The organism is Prescottella soli, assembly GCF_040024445.1.
In the GTDB taxonomy this organism is placed as follows: Bacteria; Actinomycetota; Actinomycetes; order Mycobacteriales; family Mycobacteriaceae; genus Prescottella; species Prescottella soli.
In genome coordinates this window covers 4,130,394-4,147,369 of sequence record NZ_CP157276.1, presented here as the reverse complement: position 1 = coordinate 4,147,369, position 16,976 = coordinate 4,130,394, and the positions used below count along the sequence as shown (strand labels likewise).

Below are 16,976 nucleotides of genomic sequence, written 5' to 3'. Positions count from 1 at the left end.
CTCACTTCTTGTCCGGAACGAGAGCGCTGAGCACGATATTCACGAGCGAGATGATGAGCGCGCCCCACACCGCGGTCCAGAAGTCGTCGACGCTCAGACCCCAGTCGGTCTGCGAACTGATCCACGACGTCAGCAACAGCATCAGCGCGTTGATGACGAGCGTGAACAGGCCGAGCGTGAGGATCAGCAGCGGCAGCGACAGCAGTTTGACGATCGGCTTCACGAACGCGTTGACGACGGTGAAGAGCAGGGCGATGCCCAGGATGATCAGCACGTCGCTGCCGGTCCCCTTGCCCGAGGAGGCAATCTCGATGCCGCTCACCCACTGCGAGGCGAGCCAGATGGCGACCGCGTTGATCACCAGGCGTATCACGAATGTCATGCGTTCATGCTGGCACGAAGTCTCCGGGCGCAGGCATCGGCACCGTCCGTCCCGTCACGGCCGCCGGACGACGGCGGCGTTCAATCGAAGACGCTCGTGCAGGAAGTGCTCGATCAGATCGATCTCGTCCTCCGAACAGGCGAGCAGGATCGTGACCTCCACATCCCGCTTCGTCAGGTCCGCGGTGAGGGCGACCCCGACGACACCCGCACCGTCGGCCGAGCCACGGAACACGTCCACACCCTCGCCGTCCCCGCCGGCGGTGTCCTCGAGGTACCCGTAGTCCAGGGGGTAGACCACCTCCGGGAACCTGGGGTGCGCGCTGCCGCGCGGTCGGTCGATCCGCAGCGGCGCCTTGCGGACCAACTGATCGAGGGCCGCGAAGTACGCCGCCAGGTTCGTGTGCATGTTTCCAGCCTCCCACGAAAACCGGCGACGGCAGCCGGAAATCCTGGGGCGAAATACGCGGAGAACGAGGACAATCCGCGCATCCCTCCACTACGCTCGCAACATGACCGTCTGCCGCGTCAACTGGTGGACGGCGCTTGCCGCCGCCATGCCTTTGGTCGCCGTCGGGTTCCTGTCCTCGCATCTCACCAATCTGGCGGACGCGTCGGCCACCGCGGGCCGCGAGTACGGCGAGAGCCAGGCCGTGATGTACAACCAGCACGCCACGCGCGACCCGAGCGATCAGCAGATCCACCAGTGGTGCAGCATCGGCGCACAACTGTCGGCGAACACCCAGATCTGGTACCGGGGCGGCGTCATCCAGGTGGGCGAACTCGACCAGAAGCGTTTCACGGAAGGCTGTTTCGAGACCTACCGGGCCGACACCAGGTGAGCGGTCACCGTCCAGCGACCGCCCCGTCGACCGCGACCTGGAGCTGATCTGCGACCACCCTCGTGACCTCCATCGGCTTCACCGGCAGGTCCACGACCGGTTCGCCGACGTATACGTCCGCCGCTCGACCGGTGTCGACGTTCGGCCCGTAACTGATACCGATGCTCAGCAGTGCCGGCTCCACCCCGAGTTTGCGCGCCTTGACCGCGATGTGCCCGACTCCGCTGTTGATCTGCTGGAGGCGCGTCGGATCGCCCTCGTTGCAGGTGCCCTCCGGGAAGATCCCGAGGACGTCACCGCGACGCAGGCGTTCGGCCGAGATGTCCATCATGCGGCGGCCCGCCTCCGCGACAGCCCGCAGACCATGGTTCTTGCTGCGGAACACCGGAATCGAGCCCATCATGTCGATCTTGCGGCGCAGTCCCGGTTCCGCGAACAGTTCGTCCTTGGCCAGAACCCTCGTCCGTCCGATCGCTCGGCGCAGCGGGGTCTGCCACGCGGTCGCGGCGAGCGTGTACTGATCCCGGTCGCTGAGGTGATTCGCGACGACGATGAGCGGCGTCCCGGACGCGAGCAGTCCCCGAATTCCGTCCCGTGCACCGGCGGCGTATCGGACCCGCGGACGGAAGCGCGCGCTCAACGCGGCGTATGCGGCCTTGGCGAGCAACCGGTTCTGCTGATGATCCAGGTAGAAGCGGTAGACGTCCTCGTAGTTCTCGAGCGTGACTTCGGGCCGGGTCATGGCGAGCTTCTCCTTCGGATCACCCCACCCCCGACCACGGTACACAACCTACGGAACCGTAAGTTGCCTACCGTGGTCGGTGCCGCGAGTCGCGCCGGTCAGGGATTGCGCGGGCGGTTGGTCCACCCGCCCTCCGGCTTCGGGAACCAGCCACCGGCCGCGAAGGTGCCGCCGTCGACGTGGACGGTCGTTCCGGTGGTGTAGCGCCCGAGGTCGGACGCGAGGAACAACGCCGCACCGGCGACGTCCTCGGGTTGCCCCGGCCCGCCCAGCGGCGCCCAGGTGGGCCACTTGGCCCACTCCTCCTCGGACAGCCACTCGGTGTACGGCACCTGGACGGACTCGATGAGATCCGGCGCAATCGCGTTGACCCGGACCCCGATCCGGCCGACCTCGACCGCCAGGCTGCGGCTGAACTGCGTCACGGCCGCCTTGTACGCCGCGTACACACTGTGCCCGGGGATCGCGCGGTGCGCCTCGACCGTCGTGAGGTTCACGATCGAACCCCCACGTCCGCGCTCGGCCATGCCGGGCAGCACGGCGTGCGTGAGCCGCAGGACGTGGTCGAGGTTGATGCCGCCGACCTGCGCCCAGAACTCGGGATCCGTCTCGGCGAACGGACGCGGCGGGCGCAGGAAGTGCCCGACGTTGTTCACCAGGACGTCGGGCGCGAACTCCACGATCCGCGCCGGCACCGTCGACTCGAGGACGTCGTACGCGAGGACCTCGATCGAACCGCCTGCGGTGGCGTCGAATTCGAGCGCACGGGCCGCGTCGGCGTCGACGTCCACCACCAGGACGGCGGCGCCGTGCGCGGCGAACGATCGGGCGATCGCCGCGCCGATCCCGTACGCACCCCCGGTGACGACGGCCCGTTTACCCGGGAGCAGGGGCCCAGGGCGAAACGCTGGACGGGACGACTGCGCGGACTGCGCGGGTTCTGACGACACGACTCCTCCTCGAGATGCGGGTACGCACCGATGATCGAGCCCACTGGCGCACTCGCACACGACATTTCCCGGCCAGCGAGAAACGAGGCGTGAGCATTCTCATGTGGGCCGCGCGACACACACCCCTCCGGCGTGGTTAGCCTCGAATCGAAGGACACCACGACTCGAACGGGAGAGAAGTCACCATGCTGAACAAGACCGCCACCTCCGCCCTCGCCGCCGCCGGACTCGTCGGCGGGTACGCCGTCGCTCGGCAGACCGGCAACCGCCAGCTCGGTGGCGCGGTCCTCGCGGGGGTCGGCGGCGTCTGCACCTACAACTGGGCCAAGAGCTCGGGCCCCGGCCGCGCGGCAGCCCTGCTGGGAACCTACGTCGCGGCGTTCGGCGGCTCACACCCGCTGGCCAAGAAGATCGGCGCATGGCCGTCCGTCGGCGTCGTCGCCGCCGGTACCGCGATCGCATCCCAGGTCGTCGCTCGCGGCTGATCTCGGTCCCGACGAAGATCCGCCCGCCGACCTGCCTCGTCTCCTGTAGATCGAGGTGGCGGCGGGCGCGGCCTTCGCGACGGCTACCGCTGGGCCGTCCAGCGCCCCGTGCGCGCGAACTCGTCGAGCACCTTCGTCGGCCCGGACAGGTCGATCCCCTCGGACGCCACCCAGTCGTCGTCGAAATACGTGCCGGCGTACCGTTCGCCGCCGTCGCACAGCAGCGTCACGACGCTGCCGCTGCGCCCCTGCTCGAGCATCTCGGCGACCAGGCCGAACGCACCCCACAGGTTGGTACCCGTGGAACCGCCCACCTTGCGACCGAGCACGGTGCTGGCGTGCCGCATCGCCGCGATCGAACCCGCGTCGGGCACCTTGACCATGCGGTCGACGACCTGACCGATGAACGACGGCTCGACACGCGGACGGCCGATGCCCTCGATCCGGGAGCCACGATCGGAGGTGGAGGTGGCGGTGCAGTCATCGCATTGCCACGCGTCGAAGAAGACGGAGTTCTCGGGGTCGACGACGCACAGACCGGTGTCGTGCTTGCGGTAGCGGAGGAACCGGCCGATCGTGGCGCCGGTGCCACCGGTACCGGCGCCCACCACGATCCACTCCGGGATCGGATGCTCCTCCTGCTGGAGTTGCGTGAAGATCGACTCGGCAATGTTGTTGTTGCCGCGCCAGTCGGTGGCGCGCTCGGCGTGAGTGAACTGGTCCATGTAGTGGCCACCGGTCTCGGCGGCCAGGCGCTGCGACTCGGTGTAGATGCTCGACGGGTCCGTCACGAAGTGACAGCGGCCGCCCTGCGCCTCGATCAGCGCGATCTTCGCCGGGCTCGTGCTCGCGGGCATGACCGCGACGAACTCGAGCCCCAGGAGCTTCGCGAAGTATGCCTCGCTGACGGCGGTCGAGCCCGACGACGCCTCGATCACCGTCGTGTTCTCGGTGACCCAGCCGTTGCAGATCGAGTACAGGAACAGTGAGCGCGCCAATCGGTGCTTGAGGCTGCCGGTGATGTGCGTGGACTCGTCCTTGAGATACAGCTGGACGTTCCACTCGGACGGCAGCGGATACCGGAGGAGGTGCGTGTCCGCGCTGCGCTGGGCGTCGGCCTCGATGAGGCGCACGGCATTGTCGACCCAGACCCGGCTCCCCCGACGGTCGACGACGGCCGTCACCGGCGGTCCTCACCCCGGAGCTTGGCATGCAGGTCTGCCTTGTCGGCGCGACGCTTCGCGTCGACCGCCGAGATATCGACGTTGACCTTCTTGCGGAGCTTCGAGAAGAGCACCAGCGACAGCGGCAACGCGATGAGAACCGCGAACAGCGCGGCGACGATCAGCGGCACGTCGACCCCGAACAGCTTGCCGCCGAACAGGATGGCGACCGCGAGGATCACCACGAGGCCGAGGCGGGCCACCGAGTACAAGGCGACGTCGCGGACGAGGGTCCCCGTCGTCACGACCCCGGCGGACGCTTTGCCCGCGTCGCGGGCCTGGTCAGGACGATTCTGCGCTGCATCACTCACGCCGCCAGCCTACCGATCGAACGAGTGTCCGGCCCTGGTGGATCCTCCCGACGCCCAGCTCCGAGCCCTGAACGAAGTCAGGGAGTGCCCAGCGGGAGCACATCGGGACCCTCGTCGTAGTCCGTGATCATGCAACACCCTCCCTCGCACCACTCCGGACCGGCGGGCCTGCGACCGAACTCCCCGATGGTCGACCGGCCTCCAACAGCGGTTTCGAGTGGTCGTATTCGAGTCATGGCGTACGAGAAGACAGCCCCACAATAGGGGCGGTGAGCGCGCGCCGTACCCCGATTGCCGATTCCCGAACACGACAACTCGATCAGGTGCCCGACACGCCCGATTTGTCCATTACCTCCGCTTTACCAACTTTAGATTGTTCGAGTACCTGGGGGGTGTGGTGCCACTATGTCGGAGCCGGTCGACAAACGAACCGGTCCCGAATCTCCCCGGCCGACCTGAGCGGTCGGCCCCAAAACTTGGAGGATCGATGAGCGCACCCACCTATAACGGCGCCAAGGAAGCCCTGCTGACCCCGGGCCAGGTCGCCGCACTGTTCCATGTCGACCCCAAGACCGTCACGCGTTGGGCGCACGCCGGCCGGCTCGGATCTCTGCGCACCCCCGGAGGACACCGGAGGTTCCGCGAGGCCGAGGTGATGGCGCTGCTCTCGTCGCTGACCACCGAAGCGCACCACTCCTGATCGGTGAGGTCCGACTGGACGTCCACCACCAGGTAGATACCCGGCCGCCCCGGACACGGCTACCCTCGTAACAGGAGGTGCACCGTGATCTACCTACTGGCGTTCATCGGCCTGGTTACGCTCGCTGTCCTTTTCTGGAAGGCGTTCGGCCCGACCGCCACCACCGCAGTTCGAGGCGGTAGCGACAGCAGGGTCGGCAGAGCCGTCGGACCGGACGACGACCCCGAGTTCCTCTGGCGTGTGGATCGTGAGAACCACCGTCGGCAGTCGGGGCCGCGCCCCGGCACCGACACCCCGAACGACCCGGAGAGCTGAGCCGCGTCCGCAGCACAGCGGGCGTTGGTCCGCGTCCGCGTCCGGACGGATGTCACGACGTTGCCGCACGTGCGGCATCGAGCGGGACGCATCGAACAGGCGATAACTGGAAATACAGAATCGACGACGGTCGCCGTGCAGACGCACGGCGACCGTTTTTCGCGGCCCCCACCCGGTCCCGCGATCGCGCACGGTCACGCATACAGCTGAAGGGACCCTTCATACGTCGGGAACGTACGAAGGGTCCCTTCAGCTGTATCGGGTCGTCAGCTCAGGCCGGCGTAGGAGTGCAGGCCCGAGACCACCATGTTGATGATGAACAGGTTGAACAGCATCGCCACGAAGCCGGCGACGTTGATCCACGCGGCCCTGGTGTCGCGCCATCCCGACGTCGCGCGAGCGTGCAGGTAGGCCGCGTAGATGACCCACGCGATGAAGGAGACGGTCTCCTTGGGATCCCAGCCCCAGAACCGGCCCCAGGCCGCCTCCGCCCAGATCGCACCGAGGATGATGCCGGCGCCGAACAGCGGGAACGCGACGATCGTCGTCTTGTAGGCGAGGCGGTCGAGGGTCTGCGCGTCGGGCAGGCGCTGCGCCAGCTTGCCGAACGGGCCGTTGCTCTCCGCGCCCTTCGGGAACCGGATGCGGTACAGGAACAGCATGCTCGCGACGCCGGAGACCATGAAGATGCCGCTGCCGACGCTGATGATCGTGACGTGGATCGGCAGCCAGAACGAACGGAGCGCCGGAACCACCGGCGCCGCGTCGGCGTAGAGCACGGTCGCCGCGAGGAACATCAGGATCAGGACCGGCACCAGCAGGAACACGAACAGGTCCGTGGTCTTGCGCAGCGCGACGATGCCCGCGATCACCGCGGCCGCACACGCCATGGTCACGAACTCGTACATGTTGCCGAGCGGGAAGCGCCCGGTCGCGAGGCCACGCAGCACGATGGACGCGACGTGCAGCACGACGCCGACGACCAGCAGGGCGTAGCCCATGCCGGCGAACTTCTCGGACATCGTCTTGCCGGGCTTCTCGACGACGCGGCCGGGAGCTTGCCCCGTGGGTGCGGCCGGGCCTCCTGCCGCGCCGGCACCGACCAGTTCGCGCTCGTGCTCACGCTCCTGCACCACGCGCGCCCGCATCGACGCGTAGCGCGCGATGAGCAGCACCGTGGCCAGGACATAGATCGCAAACGCCGACTCGAACGACCAGTCGCTGTAGCGAGCGAGTGTCTCGTTGATCGTGGTCATAAATTCATCTCCTGCGCGTCGCGCACTCGTGTTTCGTTATGCCGTGCCGTCACCCAGCAGGCGGGTGCGCAGCCGATCGAACTCGTCGCCCCAGCCGGCCTGATCCGTTCGGGCAAGCCCGCCGAGCTCTACTACAGTACGTCGTTCACCCTCGGCCAATGTAGCCGACACGGTGTCGGCATCCTTCGCGGGGTAGATGCGGACCCAGATCCGACGCCGCTTGATGACCAGTGACGTCAGCAGGCCCGCCATCATCACCAGCGCCGACACCAGCACCCACTGCTGTGCCGGGTCGTGCGATACCTGCAGGTTGACGTAATCGACGGCGCCGTCGAAACGGACCTGGGTGCCGTCCGCGAGGGTCTTGCTCTCACCCGGCAGCAGGTTCACACGCTCCTGCTTGACCAACCGGCCCTGGTTGACCAGTTCCTTGTTGAGCGAGAACAGGTTCTGCGGCAGCCCTGTGTCGAGGCCGGTGTCGCCCTTGTAGATATCGATCGCGACGGCCGGATCGTTCATCGCCGGGAAGCTCGACGACAGCAGGTTCCCGTGGAACAACGCGGTCGGGGCGAACAGGCCCTCGATCGCGATCTGGTTCTTACGCCGATCGTCCTCGTTCGGGTACATCCCGCCGGGCGGGTCGAACCGCATCGCACCGCTCGACAGGAACGTGGTCGCGTCGTCGGGCCGCCACTGCAGCGTCTCGGTGCGGGTCTCCCCGTTGGGGAACGTCACGGTGAACGTCGGCGCGTAGCCGTGGCCCTGCAGGTAGACGCGGTCGCCCGCGACTCGCAGTGGGTGGTTGACCTGCAACTCGGCGTCACGCCACGTATTCGTGTCCAGGTCGTTCCCAGCCTGGTACGAGATGTTCGACCGGAACATCTCCGCCTGCCCGGTCTCGAGGTAGTCGGCCGAGAAGTCCTTGACCCGCACGCACAGCGGCGTCATACCGGTGCCGTCCTCCGCGAGGCCGGGACGGAACGTGTCGAAGACCGCCGGGGAGGTGGTGCACAGCCCGGCGCCGTCGTTCGCGACGACGATGGCGTTGCCCTCGTAGCTGAACATCTTGCCGACCGCGATCGCGACCAGCAGCGCCACCAGCGACAGGTGAAAGACCAGGTTGCCGGCCTCGCGCAGGAATCCCTTCTCCGCCGAGAGCGTGATCTCGCCCGGATGGGTGGCACGCTCGCCGCCGACCCGCTGCTCGACGCGCCAGCCCCGCAGCTGCTTACGCACGCGCTCGGCCAAGGCCTCGGGATCCTCGTCGACGGTCGCGACATGGTGGTGCGGGAGCCGTCCCAGGTTGCGCGGGGCCGCGACCGGCTTCGCCCGCAGCGCCTTCGCGTACTCGATGCAGCGCGGCACGATGCAGCCGACCAGCGAGATGAACAGCAGCACGTAGATCGCGGTGAACCAGAAGCTGCCGAAGACGTCGAACAGCTCCAGCTTGTCCATGATCGGACCGAGCGTGGGCCGGTTCGCGATGTAGGTGTCGACTTTGCCCTCGTTGAGGCTGCGCTGCGGCAGCAGCGCACCCGGGATGGCCGCGAGCGCCAGCAGGAACAGCAGCACCAGGGCGGTCCGCATCGACGTGAGGCCACGCCAGACGTTGCGGACCACAGCGAAGGCGCGGCCGACCGGCGACTGCCGCGGCGGACGCGGAGCCTCCGTCTCGGCAGGCGCAGCGTCGGCGCTCAGTGTGTCTCGAGCCGTCATATCGGCAGGGTCACCTCCGTGATGAATGCGTCGCGGATCCAGCCGACGAACTGGTCCCACGCGCCGGTGACCAGTGCGATACCGACCACGATCAACAAGATTCCGCCGAAGACCTGGATCGTTCGGCTGTTGCGGCGCAGCCAGCCGACGCCGCGCAGCGCCCGCGCCGAACCCAGCGCGACCAGCACGAACGGCAGGCCCAGCCCCAGGCAGTAGGCGACGATGAGGGCCACGCCCCGGAGCGCGGTCGCACCTTCGGTGCCGGCGGCCACCGACATGACGCCGGCGAGCGTCGGCCCCAGGCACGGCGTCCAGCCGAGCGCGAACACCCCGCCGAGCAGCGGGGCGCCGATCAGGCCGGACATCTGCCGCGGCGCGAACCGGGTGTCCTTCTGCAGGGCCGGGATCAGCCCGACGAACGCCAGGCCCATCACGATCGTGACGACGCCGCCGACCCGCTGGAGGACGTCCCGGTTGATCGTGAGCGCCTCGATGGCGCCGAAGACCGTCGCGGTGGCGAGCACGAACACGACGGTGAATCCGGCGACGAACAGTCCCGCGGCGCCTGCGACACGGAGGCGACCGTCGCGGATGGTCTTGGCCCGGGTCTCCGCCTCGGTCGCGGTCACGGCCGGCGCGTCGGCGCCGACCACGCCCGCCAGGTACGACAGGTAGCCCGGGACGAGCGGCACGACGCACGGCGACGCGAACGACACCAGGCCGGCGAGCATGCAGGCGCCGAGCGCGAGCAGCAGCGGCCCCGTCGAGGCGGTGGTCTGGAACGTCTCTCCGACGTCGGCCAGCAGGATCGTGTCGGTCGTCATCCCTGGTCCTGCGGCTCCTGCGCGACCCGTTCCACGACTGGTTGCAGATCCTCGACCAGCAGTTCCTTGAGGAAGACGGCGGCGACACGGTGCTGTCGATCCAGCACGATGGTCGTCGGGATGACGCTGGTCGGGTAGTTCTTGCCGAGCGAGATGAGGGTGCGCATCGCCGGGTCGTAGATCGACGGGTAGCTCACCTTGTTGTCGATCACGAAGTCCTGGGCCTTGTCCTGCGTGTGGTCGCGGACGTTGATGCCGAGGAACTGGACGCCGAGGTCCTTGGTGTTCTCGTAGACCTTCTCGAGGTCGTCGGCCTCACCGCGGCACGGCCCGCACCACTGGCCCCACACGTTGAGCACGACGACCTGGCCCTCGAAGTCCGACAGCGACGTGGTCTTGCCGTCGGTCATCAGGTCGGGGCCGGAGACGTTGCCGACGGTGCCGCGCTCGGACGGCGGGTCGTAGAACAGTTCGGTCTTGCCGCCGGGCGAGACGAACGTGAACGTCCCGCCCTGCGCGACGGCGTCGTCGCCGCCGGCGCAGCCCGCGACGGTCGCGGCAATCACCAGCGTGCACGCCGCGGCCGCCAACCGGAGGGATGGGAACTTCATGCGCCGGTCACCCTCGGGTCTGACGCACCGGCCGGCTCGGAGTAGACGATGTCGACCAGCGTGTCGCCCTCGTAGACCAGCGACGTCAGCGACGCGAGCCCGCACTGGCGGTTGCGCGGGTCGTGCCACAGGCGCTCGCCCTGCAGGAAGCGACGCAGCGTCCACACCGGCAGCTGGTGGCTCACGCACACGGCCTCGTGGCCGACGGCGGCGATGCGCGCCGTGTTGACGGCCGCGAGCATGCGGTGCGCGATCTGCAGGTACGGCTCGCCCCACGACGGGGTGAACGGGTCGCGCAGCTTCCACCAGTGCCGCGGCCGGCGCAGTGCGCCGTCGCCGACGGACACCTTGAGTCCCTCGAAGTCGTTCGCGGCCTCGATCAGGTTGGCGTCGGTCGCGATCTGCAACCCGTGCTTCTCGGCGATCGGCGCGGCCGTCTCCTGTGCCCGCTGCAGCGGCGACGCGACGACGTGCGTGATGTCGTGGTCGGCGAGCGCCGACGCGACGGCGCGGGCCTGCGACTCACCGGTCACCGACAGCCGGAAGTTGGGAAGGCGTCCGTAGAGGATGCCGCCCGGGTTGTGCACCTCACCGTGCCGGAGCACGTGAACGATGGTGCGGGTGTCGGAGTGCGGATGGTCGGCAGCGCTCGCGTTGTCGGCGTCGGTCACGGTGGTCGTCCCTGTTCGCTGTGGTTCGGTGGGTCAGTGCTTGGCGGCGGCGGCAGCCTTGGCCGCGTGCGGGGCGGCGTCGGCGATCTTCGAGAAGGCGTCGTCGTCGAGAGCGGACGACACGAACCACGCCTCGAACGCGCTCGGCGGCGCGTAGATGCCGCGCGAGAGCAGGGCGTGGAAGAAGTCGGGGAACCGCCACGTGTCGGCGGCCTTCGCCTCCGCGTAGTTCGTGACCGGGTTCTCGGTGAAGAACACGCTCACCAGGGTGCCCGCGAACTGGACGCGGTGCGGGACGCCCTCGGCGGTGAGGGCGTCGCCCAGCAGCGTGCCCAGGGTCTGCGCGTTGCGCTCGAGCGCGGCGTAGACGGCGTCGTCGGCGGCGCGCAGGTTCGCCAGGCCCGCGGCGACGGCGACGGGGTTACCCGACAGCGTGCCCGCCTGGTAGACGGGGCCGGACGGGGCCAGCTTGGCCATGACGTCGGCGCGACCACCGAACGCCGCGGCGGGCAGGCCACCGCTCATGACCTTGCCGAACGTGTAGAGGTCGCCGGCGACGCCGTCGCGGCCGTACCAGCCGGAGCGACTGACGCGGAAGCCGGTCATGACCTCGTCCATGATCAGCAGCGCGCCGTGCTCGGTGGTGAGCGCGCGCAGGCCCTCGTTGAAGCCGGGCAGCGGTGCAACCGCGCCCATGTTGCCGGCGGCGGCCTCGGTGATGACGCACGCGATCTCGCCGGGGTTTGCGGCGAACGCGCCGCGCACGGCCTCGAGGTCGTTGTAGGGCACGACGATGGTGTCCTCGGCCTGCGCGCCGGTCACGCCGGGCGAGGTGGGCAGGCCGAACGTGGCCAGGCCCGAGCCCGCGTCGGCGAGCAGCGCGTCGACGTGGCCGTGGTAGCAGCCGGAGAACTTGATGATCTTGGAGCGGCCGGTGAAGCCGCGGGCCAGGCGGACCGCGCTCATGGTGGCCTCGGTGCCGGAGTTGACCAGGCGGACCTGCTCGACGGGCGCGACGCGGGAGACGATCTCCTCCGCGAGCGCGATCTCCCCCTCTGTGGGGGCACCGAACGACAGGCCGGTCGTGGCCGCCTTCTGCACGGCCTCGACGACAGCCGGGTGCGCGTGACCCAGGATCATCGGACCCCACGAGCACACCAGGTCGACGTAGTCGTTGCCGTCCACGTCGGTGAGGGTGCACCCCGATGCCTTGGCGATGAAACGGGGGGCGCCTCCGACGGAGCCGAATGCGCGGACCGGGGAGTTGACGCCTCCGGGGATGACCTTGGACGCCCGCTCGAAGAGCTGGGCGGAGCGGGCGTCACGAAGATCGGGTCCCAGGTCGGACCCGCTGGAGGCAGCAGTCACGGGTTCCAGTGTCCCAGTTCTGTCGAATTTGCCAACGACAGGGTGTAGGAGGTGGCCGGAATCACATCGCGTCGGCGTGTCCGTTCACGCAGGTCGGGCGCCGGACCGTTCCCACCGAGGTGCCCACGACAACGGTCGCGTCGAGATCCTCCGAGTGAACGATCCTGGCGAGCAACCCGGCCCGCGTGAGTATGTCGACGGACGCCGACGCCTGCCGGGCTCCGGTTTCCATCAGCACGTGACCACCCCGCCGCAACCACCGACGCGCCTGCGCCGCGACAGCCCGCTGGAAGTCGAGACCGTCGGGTCCGCCGTCGAGCGCGCCACGCGGTTCGTGCTCCCGCGCCTCGGGTGGCATCAGCGCGATCGCGTGACTGGGGACGTAGGGGACGTTCGCGACGAGGACGTCGATCCGGCCGCGCAACGTCGGGGGCAGCGCGTCGAACAGATCACCCTCGTGGACTTGTCCGCCGATCGGTTCGATGTTGCGCCGGGCGCAGCGGACCGCGGCCGGGTCGATGTCGGCGGCGTGGAGTTCGACGGCCGCCACCTCGCCGGAGAGGACGACGCCGAGCGCGCCGGACCCGCAGCACAGGTCGACGACGACGGCACCCGGCCGGGCGAGCGCGGCGCCCTGCCGCGCCAGCAGTTCGCTGCGGCGTCGCGGCACGAACACCCCGGCGTCGACGTCGATTCGCCTGTCGCAGAAGTCGACCCAGCCCAGCACGTGTTCGAGGGGTGACCCGGCCGAGCGGCGTTCGACCATCCGGGCGAGTTCGGCGGCGTGCGCCGCCTCGGCGATGAGCAGGCGCGCTTCGTCCTCGGCGAAAACGCAGCCGGCTGCGCGCAAGGTGGTGACGATCTCGGGAAACGTGAACGGTGACTGTGGAACATCGGAAGTCCGCACGGAGAGCCTTTCGGGATGCCGAAGGGGCTCTCACGGTCAGTTACGCGGACAGATCCGCTCGACCCCGAGGCGAGAGCACCCCACCTGACTGATCGGTAATGGGTCTCACCTCCTCGGTCCGTTCCTTCCTCGAACAGGAACTTTCCTGTCGAGCGGTGGAACGCTACCCCGGCGCCGGTGCCACGCGCAATACTTTGTCGTCCGTACCGTTGTCGGTGGTGACCAGCAGGCTGCCGTCCGGCATCTGGGTGGCCGAACGCAGGCGTCCGTACTCTCCGGCGAGGGCCGAGCGCGAATCCGTCACGCTTTCACCGTCGTCCGACAGTTTCAGGAACAGCAGCTTCCGGGCCTGCTGACTGGTGACGACGAGCGCGCCGTCCCAGTCGCCCCAGCCGGCGCCGGAGACGAACGTGCCGCCGGGCGTCGCGATCGTCGGCTTGCCCGAACTCCACACGGCCGCGACGGCGCCCGGCACGCGGTCGGGATCGGTCATCGGCACGCTCTCGTCGTAGACACCCGGCTTGCGATCGGGGCGGTACCCGTAGTTGGCGCCCGCGCGCAGCAGGTTCACCTCGTCGTCACGGTCCGTGCCCTGCTCGATGCCGTACAGCCGACCGGTTCCGGGCTGCAGTGCCAGACCCTGCACGTTGCGGTGCCCCAGCGTGAACACACGACTGTTCGGGTCGGCGTCGCCGGACGCGGGCGACCCGTCCGCGTGGACATGCAACACCTTGCCGCCCAACGAGTTCCGATCCTGCGGCACGGTAGGTCGAGCCGAGTCGCCGGTACCGATGTACAGGGTGCCGTCCGGGTGGGTCAGGATCCGGCAGCCGCCGTGCCGGCCGCCCTCCCCCACCGGCATCCCCGTCACGACGTCCCGTCCACGGGTGAGGGTGGTCCATCCCGGGTCGACCGCCCACGACACCACCCGGATGTCGGCGCCGGACGCGTCGCGGTGCCCCTGACACGTGTAGAGGGTGCGACTGGTCGCGAAGTCCGTGGCCAGCGCGATGCCCATCAGCCCGGTCTCGCCCTGCGCGTACAGATCCGACAGGTCCGCGGTCACCTCGCCGGTGCTGCCGTCCGGGCGCTCGACCACGAAGCGGCCCGCGCGCTCGCCGGTGAGGATCGTGCCGTCGGGGGCGATCACCACGTCCCAGGGATGCGCGAGACCACCCATCACCGTGGTGACCTCGAGGCGCGGCGGGGACGAGGGCTCCGACGGCCGCGTGCACGACGCCGTCGACAGCACCAGGCCGACGAGGGCCGCCGCCACGACGCCACGGGGCCACGCGCGCATCAACGGAACCGCCTGAGCCGCAAGCTGTTCCCGACCACGAACAGCGACGACAGCGCCATCGCCAGGCCCGCGATCATCGGGTTGAGCAGACCGGTCGCGGCCAGCGGGATCGCCGCGACGTTGTACGCGAACGCCCAGAACAGGTTTCCCTCGATCGTCGACAGGGTGCGCCGCGACAGCCGGATCGCGTCGGGCACCGACCGCAGGTCGCCGCGGACGAGCGTCAGGTCGCTCGCCTCGATCGCGGCATCGGTCCCGGTGCCCATCGCGATGCCGACGTCGGCGGTCGCGAGCGCGGCCGCGTCGTTGACGCCGTCGCCGACCATGGCGACGCCGCCCTCGCTGCGCAGTCGCGCCACGGCCTCGGCCTTCTGGTCGGGCAGCACCTCGGCGATCACGCGGTCGATGCCGACCTCCCGTGCCACCGCGGCGGCGACCGCCTCGGAGTCGCCGGTGAGCAGGACAGGGGTCATCCCGAGGTCACGGATCTCTCGAATCGCCTCGGCGCTGGTCGGTTTCACGGCGTCGGCGACGACGAGCGCGCCGCGGACCCGATCGTCCCAGGACACGATCACCGACGTCCGGCCCTCGGGCAGCAGCGGGCGCAGCGCGTCCGGCACCGGGCCCCGGGCTCGGCCCACGCGCACCGCGTGCCCGTCGACGACACCTTCGACGCCGATGCCTGGCCGGTTGACGAAGCCGTGGACCGGCAGCGGCGACGGCATGGCCCGCACGATCGCCTGCGCGACGGGGTGTTCGGACCCCGACTCGACGGCCGCGGCGAGTTCGAGCACCCGGTCCCGATCTTCGCCCGCCGCCGCGACGACACGGTCGAGTTCCATCCGCCCGGTGGTGACGGTGCCGGTCTTGTCGAGGACGACGGTGCCGATGCGGCGGGTCTGCTCGAGCACCTCCGGTCCCTTGACGAGGATCCCCAGCTGCGCGCCCCGACCGGTCCCGACCAGCAGCGCGGTGGGCGTGGCCAGCCCGAGCGCGCACGGGCACGCGACGATGAGCACCGCGACGGCCGCGGTGAACGCCTCGGTCACCGGCTGCCCCAGCAGCAGCCACACCGCGAGCGTGACGGCCGCGATCGCGAGGACGGCGGGGACGAACACCGCCGAGACCCGGTCCGCGAGCCGCTGCGCGTGCGCCTTGCCGCTCTGCGCCTCCGTCACCAGCCTGGCCATGTGCGCCAACTGCGTGTCGGCGCCGACCCGTTCGGCCCGCACGATCAGCAGCCCGTCGGTGTCGAGGGTGCCGCCGACGACGGCGTCCCCCTCCCCCACCTCGACCGGCACCGACTCCCCGGTCAGCATCGACGTGTCGACGGCCGCGCCGCCCCGGACCACACGGCCGTCGGTCGCGATCTTCTCGCCGGGCCGCACGACGAACTCGTCACCGACCCGCAGCGCCGCCACCGGAAGGCGCCACTCGGCCCCGTCGCGCAGCACCGCGACGTCCTTGGCCCCCATCTCGAGTAACGCCCGCAGCGCGGCGCCGGACTTGCGCTTGGCGCGCGACTCGGCGTACCGGCCGGCGAGCAGGAACGTGGTGACGCCGGCGGCGACCTCGAGATAGATCTGCGCGGACACGTCGTGCGCGCCGGGGCGGAGCGTGAACTCGTGGGTCGCGCCGACGCGGCCGGCGGTGCCGAACACCAGCGCCCACAGCGACCACCCGTAGGCGGCGAGGGTGCCCAGCGAGACGAGCGTGTCCATCGTCGACATGCCGTGTCGGGCGGTGACGAGCGCAGCGCGATGGAAGGGATAGCCGCACCAGAAGACCACAACCGTCGTGAGCACCAGCGACACCCACTGCCAGTAGTCGAACTGCAGCGGCGGGATCATCGACACCAGCACCACGGGAACCGACGCGACGATCGCGACGACCAGGCGGGCGCCGAGTCGGTCCCCGGCCTCCCCGGGGGCGGCGGGCTCCTCCGGCGTGGCCACCGCCGCCGAGTAGCCGACCCGCTCGACCGTGTCGACGAGGTCCTGGAGCGCGATCGAGTCCGGGTACTCGACGTGGGCCTGTTCGGTCGCGTAGTTGACGGTCGCTATGACGCCGTCGAGCTTGCCGAGCTTTCGTTCGATCCGGGCCGCGCACGATGCGCACGTCATACCGCCGATGTCGAGTTCGACGGTGCGCAGCCCGGCGGTGGTCACTGGACCAGCTCGTAGCCTGCCTCCGAGACCGCGGCGGCGACGGCGATCGTGTCCAAGAGCACCTCACTCGTCACGACGACGCGTCCGGACGTGATGTCGACGTCGACGCCCGTGACCCCGGACAGCGCGATGATCTCCTCGGTCACGGCGGCGGCGCAGTGCTGGCAGGTCATGCCCTTGACGATGTAGGTGTGCTCCATCGGGGC

General features: G+C 69.5%; 20 protein-coding genes. 4 read left to right on the top strand and 16 right to left on the bottom strand.

Features of this window, described 5'->3' with window-relative positions:
* Position 1: 1 nt before the first annotated feature.
* Together ABI214_RS19290 and ABI214_RS19285 are read right to left on the bottom strand one after the other, a co-directional pair.
* Positions 2 to 382, bottom strand: a complete 381-nt coding sequence (locus ABI214_RS19290; protein WP_348604111.1) for a phage holin family protein — start codon at positions 380 to 382, stop codon at positions 2 to 4.
* 54 nt (positions 383 to 436) lie between these two features.
* Entirely contained in the window at positions 437 to 790 is a 354-nt protein-coding gene (locus tag ABI214_RS19285) for an inorganic pyrophosphatase (protein WP_348604110.1), read from the bottom strand.
* Between the two features lie 103 nt (positions 791 to 893).
* Between ABI214_RS19285 and ABI214_RS19280 the strand changes: the two genes are divergently transcribed.
* Positions 894 to 1,223 carry a succinate dehydrogenase gene (locus ABI214_RS19280; RefSeq protein ID WP_348604109.1) on the top strand — a complete coding sequence of 110 codons (330 nt, stop codon included), beginning with the start codon at positions 894 to 896 and terminating at the stop codon, positions 1,221 to 1,223.
* Positions 1,224 to 1,227: 4 nt separating this feature from the next.
* On the opposite strand, the gene ABI214_RS19275 is transcribed toward ABI214_RS19280, so the two are convergent.
* Together ABI214_RS19275 and ABI214_RS19270 are read right to left on the bottom strand one after the other, a co-directional pair.
* Positions 1,228 to 1,965 carry a lysophospholipid acyltransferase family protein gene (locus ABI214_RS19275; RefSeq protein ID WP_348604108.1) on the bottom strand — a complete coding sequence of 246 codons (738 nt, stop codon included), beginning with the start codon at positions 1,963 to 1,965 and terminating at the stop codon, positions 1,228 to 1,230.
* 98 nt (positions 1,966 to 2,063) lie between these two features.
* Entirely contained in the window at positions 2,064 to 2,915 is an 852-nt protein-coding gene (locus tag ABI214_RS19270; RefSeq protein ID WP_348604107.1) for an SDR family NAD(P)-dependent oxidoreductase, read from the bottom strand.
* 185 nt (positions 2,916 to 3,100) lie between these two features.
* On the opposite strand from ABI214_RS19270, the gene ABI214_RS19265 reads away from it, so the two are divergent.
* The gene (locus ABI214_RS19265) at positions 3,101 to 3,400 is read left to right on the top strand and encodes a hypothetical protein (RefSeq protein WP_348604106.1); all 300 of its coding nucleotides are present in this window, start codon (positions 3,101 to 3,103) and stop codon (positions 3,398 to 3,400) included.
* Between the two features lie 83 nt (positions 3,401 to 3,483).
* On the opposite strand, the gene ABI214_RS19260 is transcribed toward ABI214_RS19265, so the two are convergent.
* Both ABI214_RS19260 and ABI214_RS19255 read right to left on the bottom strand, forming a co-directional pair.
* On the bottom strand, positions 3,484 to 4,584 hold the full coding sequence (locus ABI214_RS19260; protein ID WP_348604105.1) for a PLP-dependent cysteine synthase family protein: 1,101 nt from the start codon (positions 4,582 to 4,584) through the stop codon (positions 3,484 to 3,486).
* Positions 4,581 to 4,934 carry a DUF4229 domain-containing protein gene (locus ABI214_RS19255; RefSeq protein ID WP_348604104.1) on the bottom strand — a complete coding sequence of 118 codons (354 nt, stop codon included), beginning with the start codon at positions 4,932 to 4,934 and terminating at the stop codon, positions 4,581 to 4,583. The genes ABI214_RS19260 and ABI214_RS19255 overlap by 4 nt, the downstream gene beginning before the upstream one ends.
* Positions 4,935 to 5,421: 487 nt before the next feature.
* Here ABI214_RS19255 and ABI214_RS19250 point away from each other — a divergent pair, with 487 nt between their 5' ends.
* Both ABI214_RS19250 and ABI214_RS19245 read left to right on the top strand, forming a co-directional pair.
* The gene (locus ABI214_RS19250) at positions 5,422 to 5,634 is read left to right on the top strand and encodes a BldC family transcriptional regulator (RefSeq protein ID WP_005518137.1); all 213 of its coding nucleotides are present in this window, start codon (positions 5,422 to 5,424) and stop codon (positions 5,632 to 5,634) included.
* A gap of 84 nt (positions 5,635 to 5,718) precedes the next feature.
* A complete protein-coding gene (locus ABI214_RS19245) occupies positions 5,719 to 5,949 on the top strand; it encodes a hypothetical protein (protein WP_348604103.1) in 231 nt (76 codons plus the stop codon).
* 266 nt (positions 5,950 to 6,215) lie between these two features.
* On the opposite strand, the gene ccsB is transcribed toward ABI214_RS19245, so the two are convergent.
* The 10 genes from ccsB to ABI214_RS19195 all read right to left on the bottom strand — a co-directional run bounded on the left by ccsB (position 6,216) and on the right by ABI214_RS19195 (position 16,970).
* Positions 6,216 to 7,205 (bottom strand): c-type cytochrome biogenesis protein CcsB, encoded by a 990-nt coding sequence (ccsB, locus tag ABI214_RS19240; RefSeq protein WP_348604102.1) that lies wholly within the window; start codon positions 7,203 to 7,205, stop codon positions 6,216 to 6,218.
* A 36-nt stretch (positions 7,206 to 7,241) separates the two neighbouring features.
* Positions 7,242 to 8,921, bottom strand: coding sequence for a cytochrome c biogenesis protein ResB (resB, locus tag ABI214_RS19235; RefSeq protein ID WP_348604101.1), 1,680 nt, complete (start codon positions 8,919 to 8,921; stop codon positions 7,242 to 7,244).
* On the bottom strand, positions 8,918 to 9,745 hold the full coding sequence (locus tag ABI214_RS19230; RefSeq protein ID WP_348604100.1) for a cytochrome c biogenesis CcdA family protein: 828 nt from the start codon (positions 9,743 to 9,745) through the stop codon (positions 8,918 to 8,920). Before ABI214_RS19230 ends, resB begins: the two co-directional genes overlap by 4 nt.
* On the bottom strand, positions 9,742 to 10,356 hold the full coding sequence (locus ABI214_RS19225) for a TlpA disulfide reductase family protein (protein WP_348604099.1): 615 nt from the start codon (positions 10,354 to 10,356) through the stop codon (positions 9,742 to 9,744). Before ABI214_RS19225 ends, ABI214_RS19230 begins: the two co-directional genes overlap by 4 nt.
* Complete coding sequence (locus ABI214_RS19220) at positions 10,353 to 11,027, bottom strand: histidine phosphatase family protein (RefSeq protein ID WP_348604098.1); 675 nt, start codon at positions 11,025 to 11,027, stop codon at positions 10,353 to 10,355. The genes ABI214_RS19225 and ABI214_RS19220 overlap by 4 nt, the downstream gene beginning before the upstream one ends.
* A gap of 33 nt (positions 11,028 to 11,060) precedes the next feature.
* Complete coding sequence (gene hemL, locus ABI214_RS19215) at positions 11,061 to 12,395, bottom strand: glutamate-1-semialdehyde 2,1-aminomutase (RefSeq protein WP_348604097.1); 1,335 nt, start codon at positions 12,393 to 12,395, stop codon at positions 11,061 to 11,063.
* Positions 12,396 to 12,456: 61 nt separating this feature from the next.
* On the bottom strand, positions 12,457 to 13,302 hold the full coding sequence (locus ABI214_RS19210) for a putative protein N(5)-glutamine methyltransferase (RefSeq protein WP_348604096.1): 846 nt from the start codon (positions 13,300 to 13,302) through the stop codon (positions 12,457 to 12,459).
* A 163-nt stretch (positions 13,303 to 13,465) separates the two neighbouring features.
* Positions 13,466 to 14,602, bottom strand: coding sequence for a PQQ-dependent sugar dehydrogenase (locus ABI214_RS19205; RefSeq protein WP_348604095.1), 1,137 nt, complete (start codon positions 14,600 to 14,602; stop codon positions 13,466 to 13,468).
* Positions 14,602 to 16,770, bottom strand: a complete 2,169-nt coding sequence (locus ABI214_RS19200; protein WP_348604094.1) for a heavy metal translocating P-type ATPase — start codon at positions 16,768 to 16,770, stop codon at positions 14,602 to 14,604. The genes ABI214_RS19205 and ABI214_RS19200 overlap by 1 nt, the downstream gene beginning before the upstream one ends.
* Positions 16,767 to 16,970, bottom strand: coding sequence for a heavy-metal-associated domain-containing protein (locus ABI214_RS19195; protein ID WP_348604093.1), 204 nt, complete (start codon positions 16,968 to 16,970; stop codon positions 16,767 to 16,769). Before ABI214_RS19195 ends, ABI214_RS19200 begins: the two co-directional genes overlap by 4 nt.
* Positions 16,971 to 16,976: the final 6 nt, after the last annotated feature.

Excerpts from the sequence above, each read along its gene's own strand:
- ABI214_RS19290 (WP_348604111.1), bottom strand. The coding sequence starts at position 382 with ATGACATTCGTGATACGCCTGGTGATCAACGCGGTCGCCATCTGGCTC.
- ABI214_RS19285 (WP_348604110.1), bottom strand. The coding sequence starts at position 790 with ATGCACACGAACCTGGCGGCGTACTTCGCGGCCCTCGATCAGTTGGTC.
- ABI214_RS19250 (WP_005518137.1), top strand. The coding sequence starts at position 5,422 with ATGAGCGCACCCACCTATAACGGCGCCAAGGAAGCCCTGCTGACCCCG.
- ABI214_RS19265 (WP_348604106.1), top strand. The coding sequence starts at position 3,101 with ATGCTGAACAAGACCGCCACCTCCGCCCTCGCCGCCGCCGGACTCGTC.
- ABI214_RS19280 (WP_348604109.1), top strand. The coding sequence starts at position 894 with ATGACCGTCTGCCGCGTCAACTGGTGGACGGCGCTTGCCGCCGCCATG.
- resB (WP_348604101.1), bottom strand. The coding sequence starts at position 8,921 with ATGACGGCTCGAGACACACTGAGCGCCGACGCTGCGCCTGCCGAGACG.
- ABI214_RS19205 (WP_348604095.1), bottom strand. The coding sequence starts at position 14,602 with ATGCGCGCGTGGCCCCGTGGCGTCGTGGCGGCGGCCCTCGTCGGCCTG.
- ABI214_RS19225 (WP_348604099.1), bottom strand. The coding sequence starts at position 10,356 with ATGAAGTTCCCATCCCTCCGGTTGGCGGCCGCGGCGTGCACGCTGGTG.
- ccsB (WP_348604102.1), bottom strand. The coding sequence starts at position 7,205 with ATGACCACGATCAACGAGACACTCGCTCGCTACAGCGACTGGTCGTTC.
- ABI214_RS19195 (WP_348604093.1), bottom strand. The coding sequence starts at position 16,970 with ATGGAGCACACCTACATCGTCAAGGGCATGACCTGCCAGCACTGCGCC.
- ABI214_RS19275 (WP_348604108.1), bottom strand. The coding sequence starts at position 1,965 with ATGACCCGGCCCGAAGTCACGCTCGAGAACTACGAGGACGTCTACCGC.
- ABI214_RS19230 (WP_348604100.1), bottom strand. The coding sequence starts at position 9,745 with ATGACGACCGACACGATCCTGCTGGCCGACGTCGGAGAGACGTTCCAG.